Source organism: Candidatus Stoquefichus sp. SB1, from assembly GCF_001244545.1.
GTDB lineage: Bacteria > Bacillota_I > Bacilli_A > Erysipelotrichales > Coprobacillaceae > Stoquefichus.
Genome location: NZ_LN852695.1, coordinates 189,712 through 209,136 on the forward strand (window position 1 = coordinate 189,712; position 19,425 = coordinate 209,136).

General features: G+C 29.1%; 17 protein-coding genes and 1 riboswitch. Of the genes, 4 read left to right on the forward strand and 13 right to left on the reverse strand.

All coding sequences use genetic code 11. The annotated features are described in order from the left end of the window. The first annotated feature begins 54 nt into the window (after positions 1-54). Together BN1865_RS09015 and BN1865_RS09020 are read left to right on the forward strand one after the other, a co-directional pair. Positions 55-750 (forward strand): LytR/AlgR family response regulator transcription factor, encoded by a 696-nt coding sequence (locus BN1865_RS09015; protein WP_050636937.1) that lies wholly within the window; start codon positions 55-57, stop codon positions 748-750. Continuing rightward, positions 737-1,963 carry a hypothetical protein gene (locus tag BN1865_RS09020; RefSeq protein WP_050636938.1) on the forward strand — a complete coding sequence of 409 codons (1,227 nt, stop codon included), beginning with the start codon at positions 737-739 and terminating at the stop codon, positions 1,961-1,963. The genes BN1865_RS09015 and BN1865_RS09020 overlap by 14 nt, the downstream gene beginning before the upstream one ends. Before the next feature lie 54 nt (positions 1,964-2,017). On the opposite strand, the gene BN1865_RS09025 is transcribed toward BN1865_RS09020, so the two are convergent. The 10 genes from BN1865_RS09025 to BN1865_RS09070 all read right to left on the reverse strand — a co-directional run bounded on the left by BN1865_RS09025 (position 2,018) and on the right by BN1865_RS09070 (position 14,264). Continuing rightward, entirely contained in the window at positions 2,018-3,553 is a 1,536-nt protein-coding gene (locus BN1865_RS09025; protein WP_050636939.1) for an amidohydrolase, read from the reverse strand. A gap of 47 nt (positions 3,554-3,600) precedes the next feature. Further along, positions 3,601-3,963, reverse strand: coding sequence for a hypothetical protein (locus BN1865_RS09030; RefSeq protein ID WP_050636940.1), 363 nt, complete (start codon positions 3,961-3,963; stop codon positions 3,601-3,603). A gap of 62 nt (positions 3,964-4,025) precedes the next feature. Beyond that, the gene (locus BN1865_RS09035; protein ID WP_050636941.1) at positions 4,026-5,183 is read right to left on the reverse strand and encodes a YibE/F family protein; all 1,158 of its coding nucleotides are present in this window, start codon (positions 5,181-5,183) and stop codon (positions 4,026-4,028) included. Between the two features lie 50 nt (positions 5,184-5,233). Continuing rightward, positions 5,234-7,627: a purple acid phosphatase family protein gene (locus BN1865_RS09040; protein WP_050636942.1), complete on the reverse strand. Its 2,394-nt coding sequence runs from the start codon at positions 7,625-7,627 to the stop codon at positions 5,234-5,236. 390 nt (positions 7,628-8,017) lie between these two features. Further along, on the reverse strand, positions 8,018-9,472 hold the full coding sequence (locus BN1865_RS09045) for an IS200/IS605 family accessory protein TnpB-related protein (protein WP_050636943.1): 1,455 nt from the start codon (positions 9,470-9,472) through the stop codon (positions 8,018-8,020). Positions 9,473-9,718: 246 nt separating this feature from the next. Next, positions 9,719-10,681, reverse strand: coding sequence for a DUF4352 domain-containing protein (locus tag BN1865_RS09050; protein WP_050636944.1), 963 nt, complete (start codon positions 10,679-10,681; stop codon positions 9,719-9,721). 143 nt (positions 10,682-10,824) lie between these two features. Then, the gene (gene lysA / locus BN1865_RS09055) at positions 10,825-12,132 is read right to left on the reverse strand and encodes a diaminopimelate decarboxylase (RefSeq protein ID WP_050636945.1); all 1,308 of its coding nucleotides are present in this window, start codon (positions 12,130-12,132) and stop codon (positions 10,825-10,827) included. Positions 12,133-12,144: 12 nt separating this feature from the next. Continuing rightward, a complete protein-coding gene (dapB, locus tag BN1865_RS09060) occupies positions 12,145-12,888 on the reverse strand; it encodes a 4-hydroxy-tetrahydrodipicolinate reductase (protein ID WP_050636946.1) in 744 nt (247 codons plus the stop codon). 1 nt (position 12,889) lies between these two features. After that, complete coding sequence (dapA, locus tag BN1865_RS09065; RefSeq protein ID WP_050636947.1) at positions 12,890-13,786, reverse strand: 4-hydroxy-tetrahydrodipicolinate synthase; 897 nt, start codon at positions 13,784-13,786, stop codon at positions 12,890-12,892. Positions 13,787-13,796: 10 nt separating this feature from the next. Further along, a complete protein-coding gene (locus BN1865_RS09070; RefSeq protein ID WP_050636948.1) occupies positions 13,797-14,264 on the reverse strand; it encodes an ACT domain-containing protein in 468 nt (155 codons plus the stop codon). Positions 14,265-14,329: 65 nt separating this feature from the next. After that, positions 14,330-14,501, reverse strand: a riboswitch (Lysine riboswitch). An 86-nt stretch (positions 14,502-14,587) separates the two neighbouring features. On the opposite strand from BN1865_RS09070, the gene BN1865_RS09075 reads away from it, so the two are divergent. Continuing rightward, entirely contained in the window at positions 14,588-15,661 is a 1,074-nt protein-coding gene (locus BN1865_RS09075) for a metallophosphoesterase (RefSeq protein WP_050636949.1), read from the forward strand. A 59-nt stretch (positions 15,662-15,720) separates the two neighbouring features. Then, on the forward strand, positions 15,721-16,389 hold the full coding sequence (locus BN1865_RS09080; RefSeq protein ID WP_050636950.1) for a BglG family transcription antiterminator: 669 nt from the start codon (positions 15,721-15,723) through the stop codon (positions 16,387-16,389). An 8-nt stretch (positions 16,390-16,397) separates the two neighbouring features. Here BN1865_RS09080 and BN1865_RS09085 read toward each other — a convergent pair whose 3' ends face one another. The 3 genes from BN1865_RS09085 to mnmE all read right to left on the reverse strand — a co-directional run bounded on the left by BN1865_RS09085 (position 16,398) and on the right by mnmE (position 19,326). Further along, the gene (locus BN1865_RS09085) at positions 16,398-17,630 is read right to left on the reverse strand and encodes a hypothetical protein (RefSeq protein ID WP_050636951.1); all 1,233 of its coding nucleotides are present in this window, start codon (positions 17,628-17,630) and stop codon (positions 16,398-16,400) included. 138 nt (positions 17,631-17,768) lie between these two features. Next, positions 17,769-17,990, reverse strand: a complete 222-nt coding sequence (locus tag BN1865_RS09090) for a hypothetical protein (protein ID WP_050636952.1) — start codon at positions 17,988-17,990, stop codon at positions 17,769-17,771. Position 17,991: 1 nt separating this feature from the next. Then, positions 17,992-19,326, reverse strand: coding sequence for a tRNA uridine-5-carboxymethylaminomethyl(34) synthesis GTPase MnmE (gene mnmE / locus BN1865_RS09095; RefSeq protein WP_050636953.1), 1,335 nt, complete (start codon positions 19,324-19,326; stop codon positions 17,992-17,994). Positions 19,327-19,425 lie beyond the last annotated feature (99 nt).

Below are 19,425 nucleotides of genomic sequence, written 5' to 3' on the forward strand. Positions count from 1 at the left end.
TTTATTCCAATGTTTTTTCATTCTTTATATAATATAAGCATAGGAGGCGATAATATGTTTCACTTTGCAATAGTCGATAATTCTCAATTAGATATTGATAAAATGAAAAATTATATAGAACAATATTGTTTAAATTATAGAGATGTAGATTATCACTGTGACGTATATACAAATAGCGAAGATTTTCCATTTGATCAATATTATGATGCTATTTTTTTAGATATTAAAATGCCTCATCTTAATGGATTAGAATTTGCCAGTAAAATAAAAAAGAAAAATACTCCAAAAATTATCTTTATGACATCAGATGATAATTTTATGAAAGATGTTTTCGATTACCGTCCTTTTAACTTTATTCATAAAAATGATTTTGAAAAAAGTGCTTTTCATACTTTAAGATTACTAATTGATGATTTATTAGCTCACACAATCAAAATATCAAATGTTCAGGATTATATTCCTATCAATCATATTACTTATATTGATATAATCGATGATATTGTTACTGTTCATGACTATAAAGATCTTAACTATATATACTGGAAGACATTAAAACATTTAGCAGAACAGTTAACAAAATATAACTTTTTTCTTATTTCTCAATCTACTTTAATTAATATGAATTATATTAAATCTACAAATTTTAAAACAGTTTTGCTTGATAATGGAAAGGAATTTCAAATAGCTTATAGAAAGAGAAAAGCTTTTAAAATTAAATATGAGGAGTATAAAAATTATGGGAACATTTGATATTGTCACTAACTTTATAGAAGCTTTTATTTCATTTTATTTTATATATTATCTCTTTCACAAAAGAAAAGGTATTGTACCTTTATTATTATTTGTTTCATTAAAAGCAATCAATACAACTATCCATAATTATTATGCCCTTCCTGAAATGTCATCAACAGTTACTTCAACAATTATTATTTACTTATACACTTGTTTTCTTAATAAAAATCATGTTATTCAAAATATATTTTTAATATTACTTATTAATGTCATTGTCAATATATCAACGACATTGGGAATGCTCATTTCTTTAACTTTTTCTTCTTCACCATTTAAAGAAGAATATGTTTATATTGCTTTAGTTATTATTGTTAAGACAATTAGTATAATTCTTCTTGTATTAGCTTATTACTTTATCAATAAAACAGAAATATTATCTATCAAAACTAAAAAGCTGTATTCCGTTTTAACTTCCTTCTTTTTACTGGATGTTTTATATTGTCTTTGTATTGATTATATTTATTATGACGAGGTATTTAATAACTATATGATAAGTATTATTATTTTAATTAATGTATTGACTCTCTATCTTTGTTTTATTTTCTTTGAATCTCAGAAGGAACAGAAAGAATTATTAAAATTACAGAAAAGAGAATTACAAAGACAAAACAGTGATAAAATCCGTCAAATTAACCAAAACAATGTTTTACATCTGGAAAGATGGAAACATGATATGAAATATGTTTTCTCTTTTTTGGAAACAAATATCAATGAAAAGAATTATGAACAAAGTCTTGATGCTATTCATTTGTATAGTTCTATCTTAAGTCAATATAATTTATTTCATGATTTAAAGAATGATATTCTTAATTCTGTATTAATTGATTATTATGAAAACATCATTAATAATAATATTCATATTGTTATTGGAGAAAACAAAGAAGAAAATCCGATTAATGAAGATGATCTTCAATCTATTTTTAATAGTTTTATGAAACAGGCAGTTCTTTACTGTTCATCTACATATCGTAAGGAAATATCAATATTTTCATCCAGTTCCTTAGAATATTTTTTACTAACGTTACAGTATACTTGTATAAATAATCAAAGTCATTTTAACCAATCAGAAATTCAACAGATTATCCATAGATATCAAGGTCTATTAAAAATGGATAATGAGAATGAAAACTTTATATTAAGATTAATGATTCCAAAAAGAAATGAAACCTAGTCTCATTTCTTTTTTCTACAATAATGAAAATAAGGATAATCTGTTAAAACCAGATTATCCTTCATATACTGTTATACCATCTTTAATTGTTTTTAATACTTTTATATCTTTGATGTGTTTTTTATCTATTGTTAATGGATTATCACTTAATATAACCATATCTGCATTTTTACCTACTTTTAATGATCCCTTTTGATTTTCTTCATGGTATTGATAAGCCCCATTTATAGTTAAAGCTTTTAGTGCATCAATAGGTTGAATACACTCATTTTGACCTAAAATATCACCATTTTTTGTTTTTCTATTAACAGCAATATGTAAACTTTCTATCATGTTAGGTTGAATAACCGGCGCATCTGTATGAAGTGTAAAACGTAAATCATGTTCTAATGCTGAATGTAAAGGACTAATATATTGTGCTCTTTGAACTCCCATATTTTCTTTATGAATATCACCAAAATAGTAAACATGTGATAAGAAGAATGATGGTAACATAGCAAGTTCTTTTACTTGGTTCATCTGTGAAGGTCTCATCATTTGGGCATGAATAATGACAGGCCTAATATCTTGCTTTTTGACTATTTGATATTGATTCATATAATGTGAAATAGCTTGGTCTCCATTACAATGAGCTAATACCTGTATATCTTCATCAATCGCTTTTTTAAGATTATCTTGAATTTGCTGATCTGTTAATGTTGGATATCCGTAACTTCCATCTGTATAAGGATCTATAACCCATGCTGTTTTATTTTGGGGTGAACCATCTAAAAACATTTTATATCCACCTATTTTAAAATGATCTTTATATTGTTTAACATGTTCTTTCAATTCTTGCATATATTCAGGAACATCAAATCCTGGATAGCCAACAATATCTAAATAAAAGATCTTATCTTTTAATAAAGCTTTATAAATAGGAAGTAGTGGTTTGACTAACATTCCATCTTGTACAGTAGTGATACCAAAACGAGCATATTCTTGTTGAGCATGTAAGTAAGCTTTCTTTAACAAATCTAATGAAGGCATTGGAACTTTTTGAAGGTATAAAGCGAAAGCATTTTCTTCTAAAAAACCTTCTTGATAATTGATTTGTCCTCCTGCTGGACTTTTTGTTGTTTTCTCAATACCTAATATTTCTAATGCAAGACTATTCATAATACCACAATGTCCTGTTTGATGTTGAACAACAATAGGATGTTGTTTTGATACTTCATCTAATTCTAATTTTGTTATATGTCGTTTTTCAATTAAACGATGTTGATCATATCCTTTACACATAATCCATTGATGATCTTTTATATTATTTTCTTGGATATATTTTTCTATCTGTTGTTGAACATCCACAATGGATTGACAATTATCTAAAGAAACTTGTAAAAAAGCAGAAGCATAGCCACTGATATGACTATGACTATCAATAAATGCTGGAATTAAAGTTTTTCCTTGTAAATCAACAATCTTCATATCTTTCTGATAAATTTTATGATAATTATCGATTGCTATTATCTTACCATTTTCTTCAACTAATGAATCACCACTCATATCTTCTAAAGTCACTATTGTTCCATTTGTATATATTTTCTTCATAACTTAGCCTCCTTCATTCATTATCACCCCTGATTATGAATTGAATGTTAAAAAAGCCAGTCAAAGAGAAAAGATTTTGTTTCAATATCCTCAGTAGATTCACAATAATTAACTTTTAATTCACCACTTAAAGTTTTTCCCTTACCTTCACCTAAAATAATTTTATAAACTCCTTGTTTAAATGTAGCATGATAATCACTTTGATGGTCTGCTAAAACTTGATCTTTATTATCAACACCTTTAACCCATTGTTTAAAATCTAATAGAAGCTGATCTTTTATTTTATACATTTCTTTAATATCAGACTCCTGATTAGAATTGGCTATTATTTTATATTTTGGTTCCTGACTTTTAGCTTGTACACTGACACATAACATTCCTACCAATAAAACAAAAATTATTTTTTTCATTTGCTTCACCTCATAAGTGAGTATGAACACAATTGGTAAATATATACAATTATTTTTATGAATTAAGATTTTAATTCTTTATGCCAATAACGTGTATACATATATGCACTTATCAAAGCACCAATAGGAACAGTTAATACTATACCAATTGTTCCAGCAATACCTTGAGCAATTTCAGTTGCTATAAAGTCTGAATTCATTAACTGGTTATATTGAATCTGATAAGCCAAAAATGTCACAAGAATAGTCATAGAACTTCCTGTAAATGCTAAAATTAAAGTATTACACATTGTCCCAATCATATCTTTACCAATGTGGATGCCAGATTGAAAAATTTGATGTTTTGTTATTTCTGGGTTGACTCTCTTTAGTTCATATAATGATGAAGCAATAGACATTCCTACATCCATTACTGCTCCTAAACATGAAATTAAAATACCTGCAAATAATATTTCACTAATTTTTAATCCTGTCTGTTGTGATATTAAAATAAGTGCTTCTGCCTGATCAGTATTAAATCCTGACACCGAAATAAGATTTCCCATAATTTGAAAACAAATTCCACTTAAGATGACACCAATTGATGAAGCGATTGTTGCAACCCATGTTTTTACTGAATTTCCATTTAACATAAATAAGGTATATCCAATTGATAATATAATAATCATAATGGTTGTTAATATAGGTGCATAGCCTGCAAAAATCATTGGTAACAATAATCCAATAATAGCATAAAAAGTAAATCCTAAACTGATAATTGTTCTTACACCTTTTGATTTTCCAACAATAATCACAAGAACAATTAATAATCCAATAAAACCATAAATATAAGGTGTACGATAATAATTATATACAGAAATATATGAATTGGCATCTTTAGGATTATCAACACATGCAATGAATGTTTGTCCTGTATGTAATCTCACATTATGTGTTGAAGATAAATAATTATCTATATAGACTTTATTTCCTTGATGACTTCCTTCTAATATTTCAACATATAAATTTTGAACTCCATAATACCTACCTGGATTTTGTTCATCTTCCTGAGTTTGATCTTCAACAACTTCAATAACAGTTGCTTTTGCATAACCTAATGATGATGAATTATATAATGAGACATTAATAGAATTTTGATTTTGAAATACATATACAATAACTGTAAAGATAATTGTGATAAAAATAAGGACAATATCGCATTTATTAATCTTTTTAAACATATTCTCTCCTATTGAATAACCTGTTTCATAAAAATGAAACAGGTTATTAGTTAATTTTCTTTTTGTTTCTTTTGAGTAATATAAACTGTTACTCCCGCTAATGATGCAATACCTGCCACAGCTAACCATGTCACTAATGAGGTATTATCAGCTGTTTGAACTTGTGTCTTTTGAGGATTCGTGATATTTTGTGGATCTTCTGTTTTATGATCAGGATTTTCAGTTTGCGTTAAATCTTGATTATTATCATTAGGTTTTTGATTGTTGTCATTTGGATTGACAACTGTTTTTGTTTTCAGATTTGCTTTTGCTGATTGTAAGTCTGCTAATGCCTGATCTATCTCTTTTTGATTAATATCTGATTTTGCAATTAACTCTTCTGCTCTTGTTAAAGCTGTTTGTAAGACTGCATATGATTCTTCAGTATACTGAGATTTATCTAGTTCTTTAACTTCTTTAATAAGTAATTGTAAATCACTTTTATCTAATGTTTTATGAATTGTAAATTCATCTACAACAGACATATCTGATGTTCGATAAGTCACAATTTTTAATTCTCCATCACTTACATTGAGTTTTGTAATATTAGCAACATGTTCCTGATTTTTAACTGCTATATAATCACCTTGCAATTTATCAGTAAATTCATAATACTTACTACCACTTGCTGAATTAGCAGTAATATATGTAATTCCTGTTGGATCAGTTACTTCACTTATTGCTTGACCCTTATCATCAAATGATTCCTCTTTCATAGGTGTTAAGCCATCCATTAACATACTTCTTGTATAAACATGGTCATGTCCCATTAAAACAACATCAATTCCCATTTCTTTAAACATTGGTGCAAGTGTGCTTCTTCTATCTAGGATGTCTGTATCACTTGCATGTGATGCTGATGAATAAATAGAGTGATGAAAGACTACAATTTTCCATTGAATATCTTTATTATTTTTTGTTTTTTCAATTGTATTTTGAATAAATTCTTCATGTTCTGCTGTACTTCTATTATTAGAATTTAAAACAAGCATTAAGGTATTATTATAAACATAATAGTAATCACCTTGAGCATTGCCTTCACCACTATCTCCTAATTGACTCACATTTGGTAAATTGAAGTGATCATTATATGCTGTTCCTTTATAATCATGATTTCCAACAGCATTAGCAAATGGTGTTGAATACACAACACTTCCTTCATAGTTAGATAAATAAGCATCATATTGTGATTCATTTTTACCTGCTTCAACATGATCTCCAGCATTTTGGATAAAATGAACATCTTTAAATAAAGGATTTGTTTTGACTAAATTCAAAGTATTTTTCCATCCATCTTTATCAGAAGTTAAATCTCCTGATGATCCTAATTGTGGATCTCCTGCAAATAAGAAACTAAATTTATCATTTGATTTTGTCGTTGTTGAATAAATATCTGACCATTCTCCATGATTTCCTACTCTATAAACATATTCTGTATTAGCTTGTAAATTTTGAAGTGTTGCTTTATTAGCATAATAAGATTCTGCTTGAGCTTCAGATGTTTTTGCATTTACAGTTTTGGCTTTTTCAACTGGGAATTCTTTTCCTGTCATATCAGATTTCTTTGCATACTGAACAGTCCCGCCATCTTTAGCTAATGAAAACCAGTTAAGATTTAATTCAGTAGATGTTCTTCCAACAGATAATGAAATTGCTTTAAGTGCATCTCTTTGTGGTAAAAGATTTTCATCTGGATTTGTTGATAACTCATTCATTTTAAAATAAGCAGAACTTTGTGCATTTGTTTTATGGAGCTCAATTGCAATAATATTTTCACCATCAACTAACATATCACTTATATCTCTAAAATAGAGATCAGCTGTTTGTTTTTCACTATATGTTTTTTGACTACCATATCCTAAATTATCTTTATGACTTCCTGAAGCATCACCATTTGTTCGATATCCTTCATCAGGAACATTTAAAGATGTTAATTGCTGACCATTAATATAAACAATAACAGCATCTTTATAATCAAAATTCAAATGTATTCCTTTAATATCAGAAGCTTTATCAATTTGAAATCTTCCTCTAAAGAAATAAGCTTGAGAATCTTTATTTAACTGATATCCAGATGTTGTCTCATCTGTTGAAAACTCACCTTTTGTATACTGCCAGTCATTATCATTATAATAACCATTTAAAGATGCATTATCCCCGTTTTTATAAGCACGTGTCCAGCCTGTATATTGTCCCCATTTATCTTTTGCCTGAGTTCCATCTGCTGGATCTGCACCTGTATCTAAATATCTAAAATCTGTATTTGAATCCATTACAACAGTTCCTGTATTTGTACTCTTTGCTTGTGTCATGACAATAGGATTTGTAAAATTCAATACAGAAGTTGTAGATGTTACACCCATCGCTGATAATAATGTTAAAGCAATAATACCATTTTTATTCATGAAATTTCCCTCCTTATTCATGTCACCAGTATCATAATGGCATTTCTTGCTCATTTCAATATACCTTGCAAACACTTAACAATCTTTTACATTCTCTTTAGATTTCTTGACATAAACTTTATTTAAATTTACATGCAATCAAGAAAAGGAATTATTTTCAATAATTCCACCTGACTTATAGTCAGGCTCCAGATTGTTTCTTGCCATCTGGATATAACTATATCTCATTTCCCCCTGTCTATCAGATAACGCATTGTCTGTAAGTACGACGAGAATCTGTTCTATAGTTCTTTTTATACAACAGCCAGTCCATTTCTCTCACTATGACCATGTAATCTTTCTCTGATTCATATCATAAACATAATGATGAACTGGTTATTTTTTTATGACTCATTCTGCAATTAGCTGACTGTAGTTTCTCCACCTTGTAAGTTGGGGCTTGTTGATTTGCTGATACTTCCTTAATGGCAGTCTTTCACTGTATCCCATTCCTCTTCTGGCTATCACATATGATGCTGCCTTATGTATGCTGATTCCTTTCGCTCTGGCATATTTCAGTTTCCCTATGACACTTGTATACGCCGGATTCACTTCATTGATTCCTATCTTTTCCCTGTATGAGCGACTGTACAGCTTTTCAATGATCTTTCGATATGAGAATTCACTTAGCATTCTCTGATACTTCTTATTCTGATTGTACACTTCAAAGTCCTTTTTCTTCTTTTCAAAGTTCAGTTCCTCTATAATCAGTGGCTTACCGACTTCTTTGCAGTATCCGATAATCTGTTTCACTGTGTTCTCTATAATCCATTTTCTTTGACTTGATGTCTTACTGCTAAGGTCAAAAAGAATATCACGACAGTATATCAGATTCCCATGTCTGTCTATCTCGCTTAATGATATCCTGTCGTTATTGATATCTATTCCAACTGTTCCTTCTGTGATTTCAAACAGGCATTCCTCATACTTCACATCAAGTTCTATTGCTGCACTGACAATGAAGTAATCACCTTTATCCTTCAGGGTATAGCACACTGCCTTCCCCTTTGTGGCATGCTTCAGATTCAGTACTCTTATCAGTTCTTCCCTGCGATAGGGAAAATCAAGTGAAAAGGCATGTCTTCTCTGATAGGTATCGATATAGGTCATTGTCTTCTTTTCGTGATCATACTTGAACAGATTGTTGCAGTATTTGCCCTGACTTCTTCCGGTTATCTTCATATACCTGTTTCTATGAAAACGAATCTGCTTCATCCTCTTTTCAAGCTTTTCTATTTTATGAAGCACCCTTGTCCTTCTGTATCTGAGCTGCTTTAATTTATGTCCTGTTGACCTGATCAGTGGATTCAGTATCTGAACCTCAAATATATAGAGAAGCATATACTGATTTCTATAGTAGCAGTGAAGAGGATCACAACTGTACCACTTCATACCCCTGCATCTGTAGACAGGCGGAAGCGCTTCATCATGTGCAATCGCTTTAGAAAGCGCTATAAGAGTAGCCTTGGTCATTTTATACTGTTTAAGAAACTTTGTTTCCTGATCAATCTTCTTTTCAATCTTCTTTAGCTTCTTCTTTTTCATTGATATAGACTTATGATGCCAGGTCTTCTGTGACTTCAGTATTCCCTTAGCCTCACTGATAGCACTTAAAGGGAAGTAGTCATTGGTATGATAGATATCCTTCAGATATCTGGAGTTGATGCTATTGTTATTATAGAGTTCTCTATATGACTTATGAAGCATTGACTGATAGAGTGATATATCATTTTGAATAGCGAGAGCAGTATCATTGGATAACTCATGATAATAGACTCTGGTAGATGAAATCGTTATCTTAGGCATAGTTATCTCCTTTCATGAAAGAAAAGAGGACAAAACAAAAATACATCTAACATGTATATTCATTTTATCCTCGAAGACTTCCGTACCCATATTATAGCACAGAGCAATTCACTATTCAATGCTTTAAGCAAATATATTGACTGACGCATCCAAATTCTTAATAGATTATGGAAATCTTTCCATAATCTATTTTATAGAAAGTAAAATAGATAAAAAAAGACTGATTTAAATCAGTCTCGTCATTGATTAAAATGTGAAAGTATAAACTTTTCCCATATGTGCCATTCTTATTGTTTTTTCTGCATTTGCAATACTATCAGAAACTTCAAATACAAAATAGACTGTTCCACTCTTACCAGCTGCTAATGTTGTAGAACTTGCTGCTGATAAATTACTTTGATCATCTTTTTCATAGAACATATTGCTTGGATATTCATTACTATTTTGATCTACCAATACTGCTGAAACAACATTTGATGCAGTTAAATCTTTATCAGAAGTATTTTTAATATTTGTTTTTAAAATAACAAAACTATTACTATCTGATCTCACTTTATAATAAGTATATAAACCTGTTGGTTTTGCTGGTTCTATCTTCTTTGCTACATCTGTAGACTCTAAAGTTATCTCACCTGTACCATCAATAGTTACCACATCTTTTAATTTCTTGCTTTCATAATGACTTGCAACATCACTTAATTTAAATGTCATTGCTGCAACTTGTTCCTTATCTTCATCTTTTGTCTTTAATTGAAATGTAATATCACCATCTAAAAGTTTTGGATCAATTTCAGTATAGAAATGAATTTTACTTGTTCCTTCACTTGTAAGAGTTGCTCCCTGATGAATCGTTTTTCCATCTTCACTGACAGCAATCGTATATCCAGGATATTCTTTTTCATTAATAGTAAATGAAGTATCTACAGCAGAGGCAACCTTTAAATCCTCATTCTTTAAATTAGTCATCTGTAATACAACATCTAATAAAGCGTTTGTTGATGTTCTTGGTTTATAATAATTATAATATGTTCCAATAACATCAGGTGTAATCTGTTGTGTTTTCCCAATAGTTTCTAGTTGAAAAGAAACCAAATCTTCAAACTTTGTTTCCTTTCCCCATTCAATTGCTAAATCATTGTTTTTGCTGCTACATGCAACAATACTTACTCCCATTAAAACTGTTAATAAACATTTAATTAACTTTTTCATTTTGTTCTCCTTTCCCTATACTCTTATTATACTTTGAATTTAAGAAAACTCAATTTATTTGTCACAAATTAATAAAATTTGTTGTATTTTTTGCACTATTTTGTGCATTTTGTGACAAAAAAGAACAAGTTTATCTTGTCCTTTTAATAATCTTCTTCTACATCATAATAAGTCAAATCATCAAATGTTTGTCTTCTAATCACTAACTTAGATTTTCCTTGATATGTAAATACAACTGCTGGCTTTGGTAATTGATTATAATTAGATGACATAGAATAATGATATGCTCCTGTTGAAAATTGAGCAAAAATATCACCTGGTTCAGGTTTAGCAACCATTATTTCTTTCACCACAATATCACCAGACTCACAGATTTTACCTGCCACAGTAACCTTTGTATCTCGAGGTTCCTCAGCCTTGTTAACAATAACACCTTCATAATCAGCATCATACAAACATGTTCTAATATTATCTGTCATCCCACCATCAATACTGACATATGTACGTACTTCAGGTATTTCCTTAATTGTCCCAATTGTATAAAGTGTTATTCCCGCATTACCAACAATATAACGTCCCGGTTCTACTAAGACCATCGGCATTTTCCAACCACGAGCATCATAACCTTCTTTGATTGTTTTCATAATTTCAGTAGTAATCACTTCAAAATCTAATGGTTCATCTTTTTTAGTATATGCAATACCATATCCACCACCAGCATTAATTTTAGTAACCATAACACCTAATTGATCATATATTTCATATGCAAACCCAACAAAACGTTTCATTGCACTGATATAAGCATAAAGATCAAAAACCTGTGAACCAATATGACAATGAATTCCTTCAAATTCAATATGATGAGAATCCATAATTTTTTGAATTGCTTCCAAATAAATACCATGTCTAGCACTAAATCCAAATTTTGTATCTTTATGACCAGTTTGAATAAAGCCATGACCACCGGCTTTAATTTCTGGTACAACTCTAACAGTTGCATAAATTGTTTTATCTAAACGTGTTGCAATTTTTTCAACCAATTCAATCTCATAAAAATTATCAATCACAAAATGATCAACATCATGTGAAATAGCATATTCTATTTCAGATGGTAATTTATTATTTCCGTGGAAATATATCTTATGTGGGTCAAATCCTGCTTTTAAAGCAATTGAAATTTCACCAGCACTTACACAGTCAATACCTATGCCATATTCTTTAGCAATCTTATAAATTTCTAAACAGCTAAATGATTTTGATGCAAATAAAGGTAAAACATTTTCATATTTATCTAAAAACTTCGTCTTTAATTCATTCATCTGATGACGAATATGTCCTTCACTCATAACATAGAGTGGTGTTCCATAGGTCTTTACAAGATCCATAGCATTAACTTCATCTATGTATAATGTATTATTTCTAATTTGTGCAAATTCTGTTTGTAAAACCATTCTATTTCCCCTTTAATATAAATTTTTTAATGTAAATAAACCATTTTCTTTATCTACGATTGCAACACACGCTGAAATAGCACCTTGAACAAAAACCTCTTTAGATAGTGCTGTATGTTTGACTTCAATAATTTCATCATGTCCTGCAAATAAAACTGTATGTTCCCCAAAAATTGTTCCTGCTCGCACAGATTGAATGCCAATCTCATTCTTTTCTCTTTTGTGATGAACCTGACTGCGATCATAAACTTCTTTTGTTTCATCAATATCTTCATGAATAACATCATACAAAAGCTTAGCAGTACCAGAAGGAGCATCAATCTTTTGATTATGATGTTTTTCAATAATTTCTATATCATATCCTTGATTATAGAATTCCTTAGCAACCTCTTTAACAATCTTTGTTAACATTGATACACCAAATGATGTATTATATGATTGAAAAATTGGAATTTGTGATGATGCTTCCTCAATACGTAATTTTTGTTGTTCATCATAACCTGTTGTGGCTATAACTAATGCACAATGATGCTTTATTCCAAATTTTAATATATCATCTAAATTATTTGGATGAGAAAAATCAATAATAGCATCCACTTGATCATGAACCTCTTGTAATGAAGAATACATGTTTTCTACAATTTTCTCATTAAAGACAGGAGAAACAACTCCAATCAAATTCATTTGATCATTGTTTCTCACTGCTTGGGCCACTTTTTGTCCCATTAATCCATATCCATATACAATTACATTCATTTTAATATCCCTTTTCTTCAAATTTTTTCATTGCTTCAAATAACAATTCTTTATTAGCTTCAATTGTTGGAATCAAAGGTCTTCTGACCATTTCTCCACAAACTCCTAATTTAGCTAAAGCAACTTTTGGCATAATTGGATTGACATCAACAAATAAATATTTACTTACATCATTCAAATCATATGCCATTGCTCTTGCTAATTCCATATCACCCTTTAAAACTGCTTGCGCAAACTTTTCTGTTTCTCTAGGATAAACATTAGATAAAACCGAAATAACGCCTTTACCTCCAGCTGCAATAAATGGCAAAATATTATCATCACAACCACTATACATATCAAAATCTAAATCTCTTGTTTTTGATAAAACATCCATTGCATAAGCAATATTATCTGTTGCATCTTTCATGGCTTTAATATTTTTATGCTTAGCAAGTTCTACAACTGTATCAACAGTTATATTCATTCCAGTACGTCCAGGAACATTATAGATAATCATTGGAATATCTACACGATCAGCAATATAAGTATAATGATCAATTAAACCTCTTTGACTTGTTTTATTGTAGTATGGTGTCACCACTAAAATAGCATCAGCACCAACCTCTTTTGCAAATTCAGCTTTTTTTAAGGCAGTTGCAGTATCATTTGATCCTGCTCCAGCTATAACCTTAATACCAGTTCCTTTAGCCATTTCCATGACAATTTTTGTTAATTCGAATTCTTCTTCAATTGTAATTGTAGGTGTTTCTCCAGTTGTTCCATTGACAAGTAAAGCTTGAACACCACCATCAATCATTCTTTGAACTTGTCTTTTAAAACCTTCAAAATCTAAACTTCCATCTTCATGCATTGGTAATACCAATGCAACCGCACTTCCTTCAAAAATAGATTCCATAATATCCTCCTTATAATTGATATATATTTTTAATTTTATGAACAGCTAATTCCATAAATTCTTTAGGAATAACAAATGATATTGATATTTCAGATGTTGTTATTTGTAATAAAGGGATTTGTTGTTTACCTAATATTTCAAAAATTTGAGCTGCAACACCAACTTCATCTTTCATTTTTTGATCTTCAACCATGACTTTAGCAACATTTCTATTTTGATAAACCATTATTCTTGGATGATTTTCTTTAATACTTTCTATCGCTTGATTTAATTTTTCCTGGTCTTTAAGATCACATGTAAAATCAATACGCATTTCATCTTCTAACATGACTTGAGAAATCATATCTATATTCACGTTCATTTGTGAAATTTGTTTAAAAATATCACCTATAAAATATGAATTTTTCTCAACATTTAATAACTTGACATGAATAATTTGATCATTGTAGCCTACCTGTGTATTTGTTGTTTTCTCCATAATAGTCGCCCTCTTTCTATAAACAAAAAATTGCAATGATACCATTGCAATCAATAAAAGTATATTAACGCAATAGCACACCACTTTAATATCTTAAAGTGACAGTGGCATAGATATTCTCTATACCCCCAGGACATAATAACATGCAAATCATTATACCTTCGGCAATCGTTCCTCCTTCTTTTTAGTTGCATCTATTACAAAAGAATTCTTAACTCATGCGCCTCTATCTTGACTTAATACTATCACAACACTTATATGAAAGCAACCTTTATTTTTTAGTGATTTATGATATACTTGTATCCAAGAAATGAGGTTAAGTTATGAAAATATTTTTTATTTTAATGTTTCTCTTTATTATTATAGCACCTTTTCTCTATTTTCTTTATAAATTTAAATATTTAAAAAAGCTATATAAAAATATACTTGGTGTTTGTACTCTCTTTTCACTTATCATTATATGTATGAAAATATTTATTCTTCCTAATAATCCAATCTTTTTTGTATTCACAATGATTGTACAATTTTATATATTATCTGTTTTTATAACAGTCATAATATTGGCTTTATATCAATTATTGATGTCTTTTATTCATAAAACTGTTCAAAAAAGAGTAGTCATTTTGTGTGGGGTTATTGCGGTAGCCATAACAAGTTTTGGATATATGACACATTTTCATAAAGTTGAAAAAAATTATGATATTGTTGTTCATAAAGACACTGATTTATCTTCTTTACGTATTGCAGCTATTAGTGATATGCATTTAGGAACTGGAACTTATTTACAAGATGTTAATCATCTTGTAAATAAAATTAATCAACAGTCTTATGATGCTATCTTTCTTATTGGAGATTTATTTGATGAATCTACACCTACAGAAATGGTGGTAGAAGCCTTAAATTCATTATCTCATATGAAAAGTCAATATGGTATTTATGCTGTTAATGGTAATCATGAACATTTTGCAAATATATTAGATCCTTCACTTTATCAAAAAAATAATATTCAACTTTTAAATGAAAATTATGTATGTGTTGATGGATTATTTAATATAGTAGGTAGAGAAGATGTTTCGGCTCATCAGGAACAGACAATTGCTCAGATAATTCAAGGTATGGATACAAGCTTGCCAACATTTGTCTTAGACCATAATCCTAAAAGATATCAGGAAATGATGAATTATGCTGATTTACAAATATCAGGACATACACATGCTGGACAAGCATTTCCATTAACATTATTGACAGCACCCTTATATGATAATGTATATGGTCTTTTACAAAAAAATGATTTTTCTTTGATTGTAACTAGTGGTTATGGTTCTTGGGGATTCCCTGTCAGACTTCTCACTCATTGTGAATATTTGGATATAAAGATAACGTTTACAAAAAAGTAATATTTATTATGGACATTTATCGACAAATAATATATCATATGAAAAGCGAGGTAAGGTATATGGTTATAGAATTAGATAGTCAATATGAAAACAGAAAAGAAATTATTGAAGATATTGTAAAATCTATGATTGAGAAACATCATATTCAAGTCTCTGAGTCATCATTTGATAACTTAATCATTCATTTATCTTTATGTGTTTCTAGGGAATTAAATGGAACTTATATTCCTACAAGTGAAAGTCAGATTAATCATTTAAAAGAACATGAGTATTATCCGGCTTCACAAGAAATTATTGAATCTCTTGAAAAGAAATTCAACATTACAATTGATGAAAATCAAATAAGTTATACAACAATGTATTTAGCAAATATTAACTTGTTAGATATTGATTTTAACTGTGAGTTTGATTTATGTGATGATGAAATGGAAGATGTTATTAATGAAACAATTAAATGTATTAAAGAAGAATTAAATTATGATTTAAGAAAGAAAACTGAATTCTATACAGGGATGACACTTCATTTCTATCCTGCATTAGATCGTCTTCAAAATGATCAACAGTTAACTAACAATCCATTAAAAGATCAAATTCAGTCACAACATCAAACTGAGTACAAATGTGCACAAATCTTTAATTCAATTGTTGAGCAACATTATCATAAATCATTTAATGAACATGAATTAGCCTATATTGCTCTTCATTTTGGAACAGCATTTAAAAAATAATGTGAAAATTAATTCACATTATTTTTTTCTAATTGTATAAAGTATTGATCTTGATTAAATGGAACTTCTATCGTTTGATAATGTTTCGTTCCTATCAATCCTAAGCTATTATCTTGAATAGTATGAGTATTATCTAATATTATTGAAAAACTTTGTTTTGTAAATTCTATATCCGAAAGATAGTTTGTCATATAATGAAATTTTCCTTTATCTGATTGAATATTTGTCTTGGCATTTTGATAATTATAACTAACTGTTACTGTTTTGTTTGCTGGAACTTCTATCTCTGTATAAAATTTACAGAAATATTCATCAAATAATAATGCCTGTAGATCAAACTCATTAAGTGTTTGATCTTTTTGATATAATTTATCCATTCGACAAAAATAACTCAAATAAAAGGCTTCTCGATTCCATTGATTTTGACCACCCATTGTTTCTTTTGATATATAATCATCTAAACATTGTTTTATTGCATCTTGAAATGTCATTTCTGTTTCTTTCACTTGTGCTGTAACACCTTTATCAACTTTACTACAACTTTCATCACTATACCCTGTCAATTTCATTCCTTTGATTTTCTCATAAGAAATAATGACAGGTGTTATGGCATGAGCATCATTGTCCATATAGATTATCTTTCTATTATCTTGATTCTCAATATAAAAATCATATGTCTTTAAATAATTGTCATATTCAATTTCTAAATATCTGATTGGTCCATCATCAGGATATTCTCTATTAACAAATTGATAAACATAAACCTTTTCCTGAAGTTTCTTAGCAAATTCTTGGGATATTGTTTTGGTTTCTGATGATTCAATACCCTTTATGAAATCCTGACTTGTACTTTTTTCATCAAATGCAAATAAACCACTTAATTGTATCTGATAGTTAATACTTTGTTGATTCAACTGAATATCCATTGATTCTCCTGTTAGCCCACTTTCTCTAAGACAAGGATAAGACAAATGAATTGTTTGATTTTTAGATGTTTTATTTGTAATATGATATTGGTCTTGAATCTGCATGATATTTTGTACACTAATGCTTGTTTCTCTTTCACATATTATCAAGGAGGAATCAGTACTTTGTAATGGCATAATAGTCCCTAAATAAGCCGACATTAGATAATCATAATGAGAAGTAAACAAAATATTCTGTATAACGATTCCTAAAATAGTAAATATAACCAGAACAACAAAGAAAGTATTTCTAACATAATGATGTTTTTTCTTCATAGAAATTCTCCTTTTTTTAAAGCATATCTTCTCTCTTTATTGTATCATAAATATTTTCTTCTTTTATGAAAAACTTATCTATCATATATAAATGATTACATGTCAACAACTAAAAAATAGCCCAATAAAAGGCTATTATTATTTATTCTTTAAAATCAAATGCAAAGCATATAAAACAACACATTCAAATAAACATGAAAACATAATAATCATAAAAATATAACTGATTAAAGATAATGTGGCATTCCCACGATTAAAAGCTGTTATTCCAAGAAAAAGAACTAAACTTATTATTCCTAAAGTTCTTAAATATTTAAAGAATCTATAAAACCTTTGTGATAAAACACTATATTTATTCATCTTATTTACCTATACAAAAGCGTTTGAATAATTCATCTAATAAATCTTCTTTTGCCCTTTCTCCTAATATTTCTTTTAGATTTTCCCAGCTATCATACAAATCAGTCACAATTAAATCTGTTGGTATTTGATTTTTCATTGCTTCAATTGCATTGTTTAATGACTGGTTAGCTTTTTCTAATAGTTGAATTTGCCTTGCATTTGCAAGTATATCTTCTTGTCCTGAAGTTATTTTACCCATTTCAAACATTGTTTTGATTTCATCAATTAATGGTTCTATCTCATTATCTCTTGCACTAATAGCAATTCCTTCTATTGATTGATGAATGCCTTGGTCTTTTTTATTTATGACAATAATTCTATTGGTATCTTGAGATAACTCTATTAATTCATAATCTTCTTTTGTCAGTTCTGATGATCCATCAAGAACCAATAATACCAAATCAGCTTTATGAATTAATTCTTTAGATTTTGTTACACCAATATTTTCAACAATATCTTCTGTTTCATGAATACCCGCCGTATCAATCATATTTAAAACAATATTATCTAAACGTATTGTTCCTTCTACAACATCTCTTGTTGTTCCTGCAATATCAGTAACAATAGCCTTATCTTCATTTAATAAAGCATTTAATAAACTTGATTTTCCAACATTAGGTTTACCAATAATAACTGTTGAAATACCATCTTTTAATAAATGTACATTTTGAGATGATTCAATAATACGATTCATCTTTTTTTGTAATGTTTCACTTTTAGGAAGCAATGTGTCTGCTGTTAATTCTTCAATATCATCATATTCTGGATAATCAATATTGACTTCTATTTGGGTAATAATTTGAATTAAATCTTCCCTTAAATCTTCTATAAAATGACTAATATGTCCTTGAATACCTTTTAATGCTAATTCAGTTGCATAATCATTTTTAGCTGTAATTAAATCACTAATAGCTTCAGCCTGAGATAAATCTATGCGACCATTTAAGAATGCACGTTTTGAAAACTCACCATGTTCAGCCATTCTTGCACCCTTTTTTAAACAGAGATTTAAAACTTTTTGAGTGATAAAAACACCACCATGACAATTGATTTCAACCATCTCTTCACCAGTAAAAGTCTTTTGACCACGATAAATATTAACCAAGACTTCATCTATCTTTTTTTGATTATCTTTAATATATCCATATGTAATTGTATGACTATCCTTGTCCATGATTTTTCCTGTAAAAAAACTTTGCACAAATGCAATACAATCTTTACCACTCAAACGTATAATAGAAATAGCAGCTTCTAATCTTGATGTTGCAATCGCAACAATGATATCATCATTCATTTTCTCACCTACTCCTATAATAGTATAACAACATCTTATCAAAATATCTATGAGAAAAGTATCATTTCCATAAATAGTCTAAAAACCCCTATTATCATA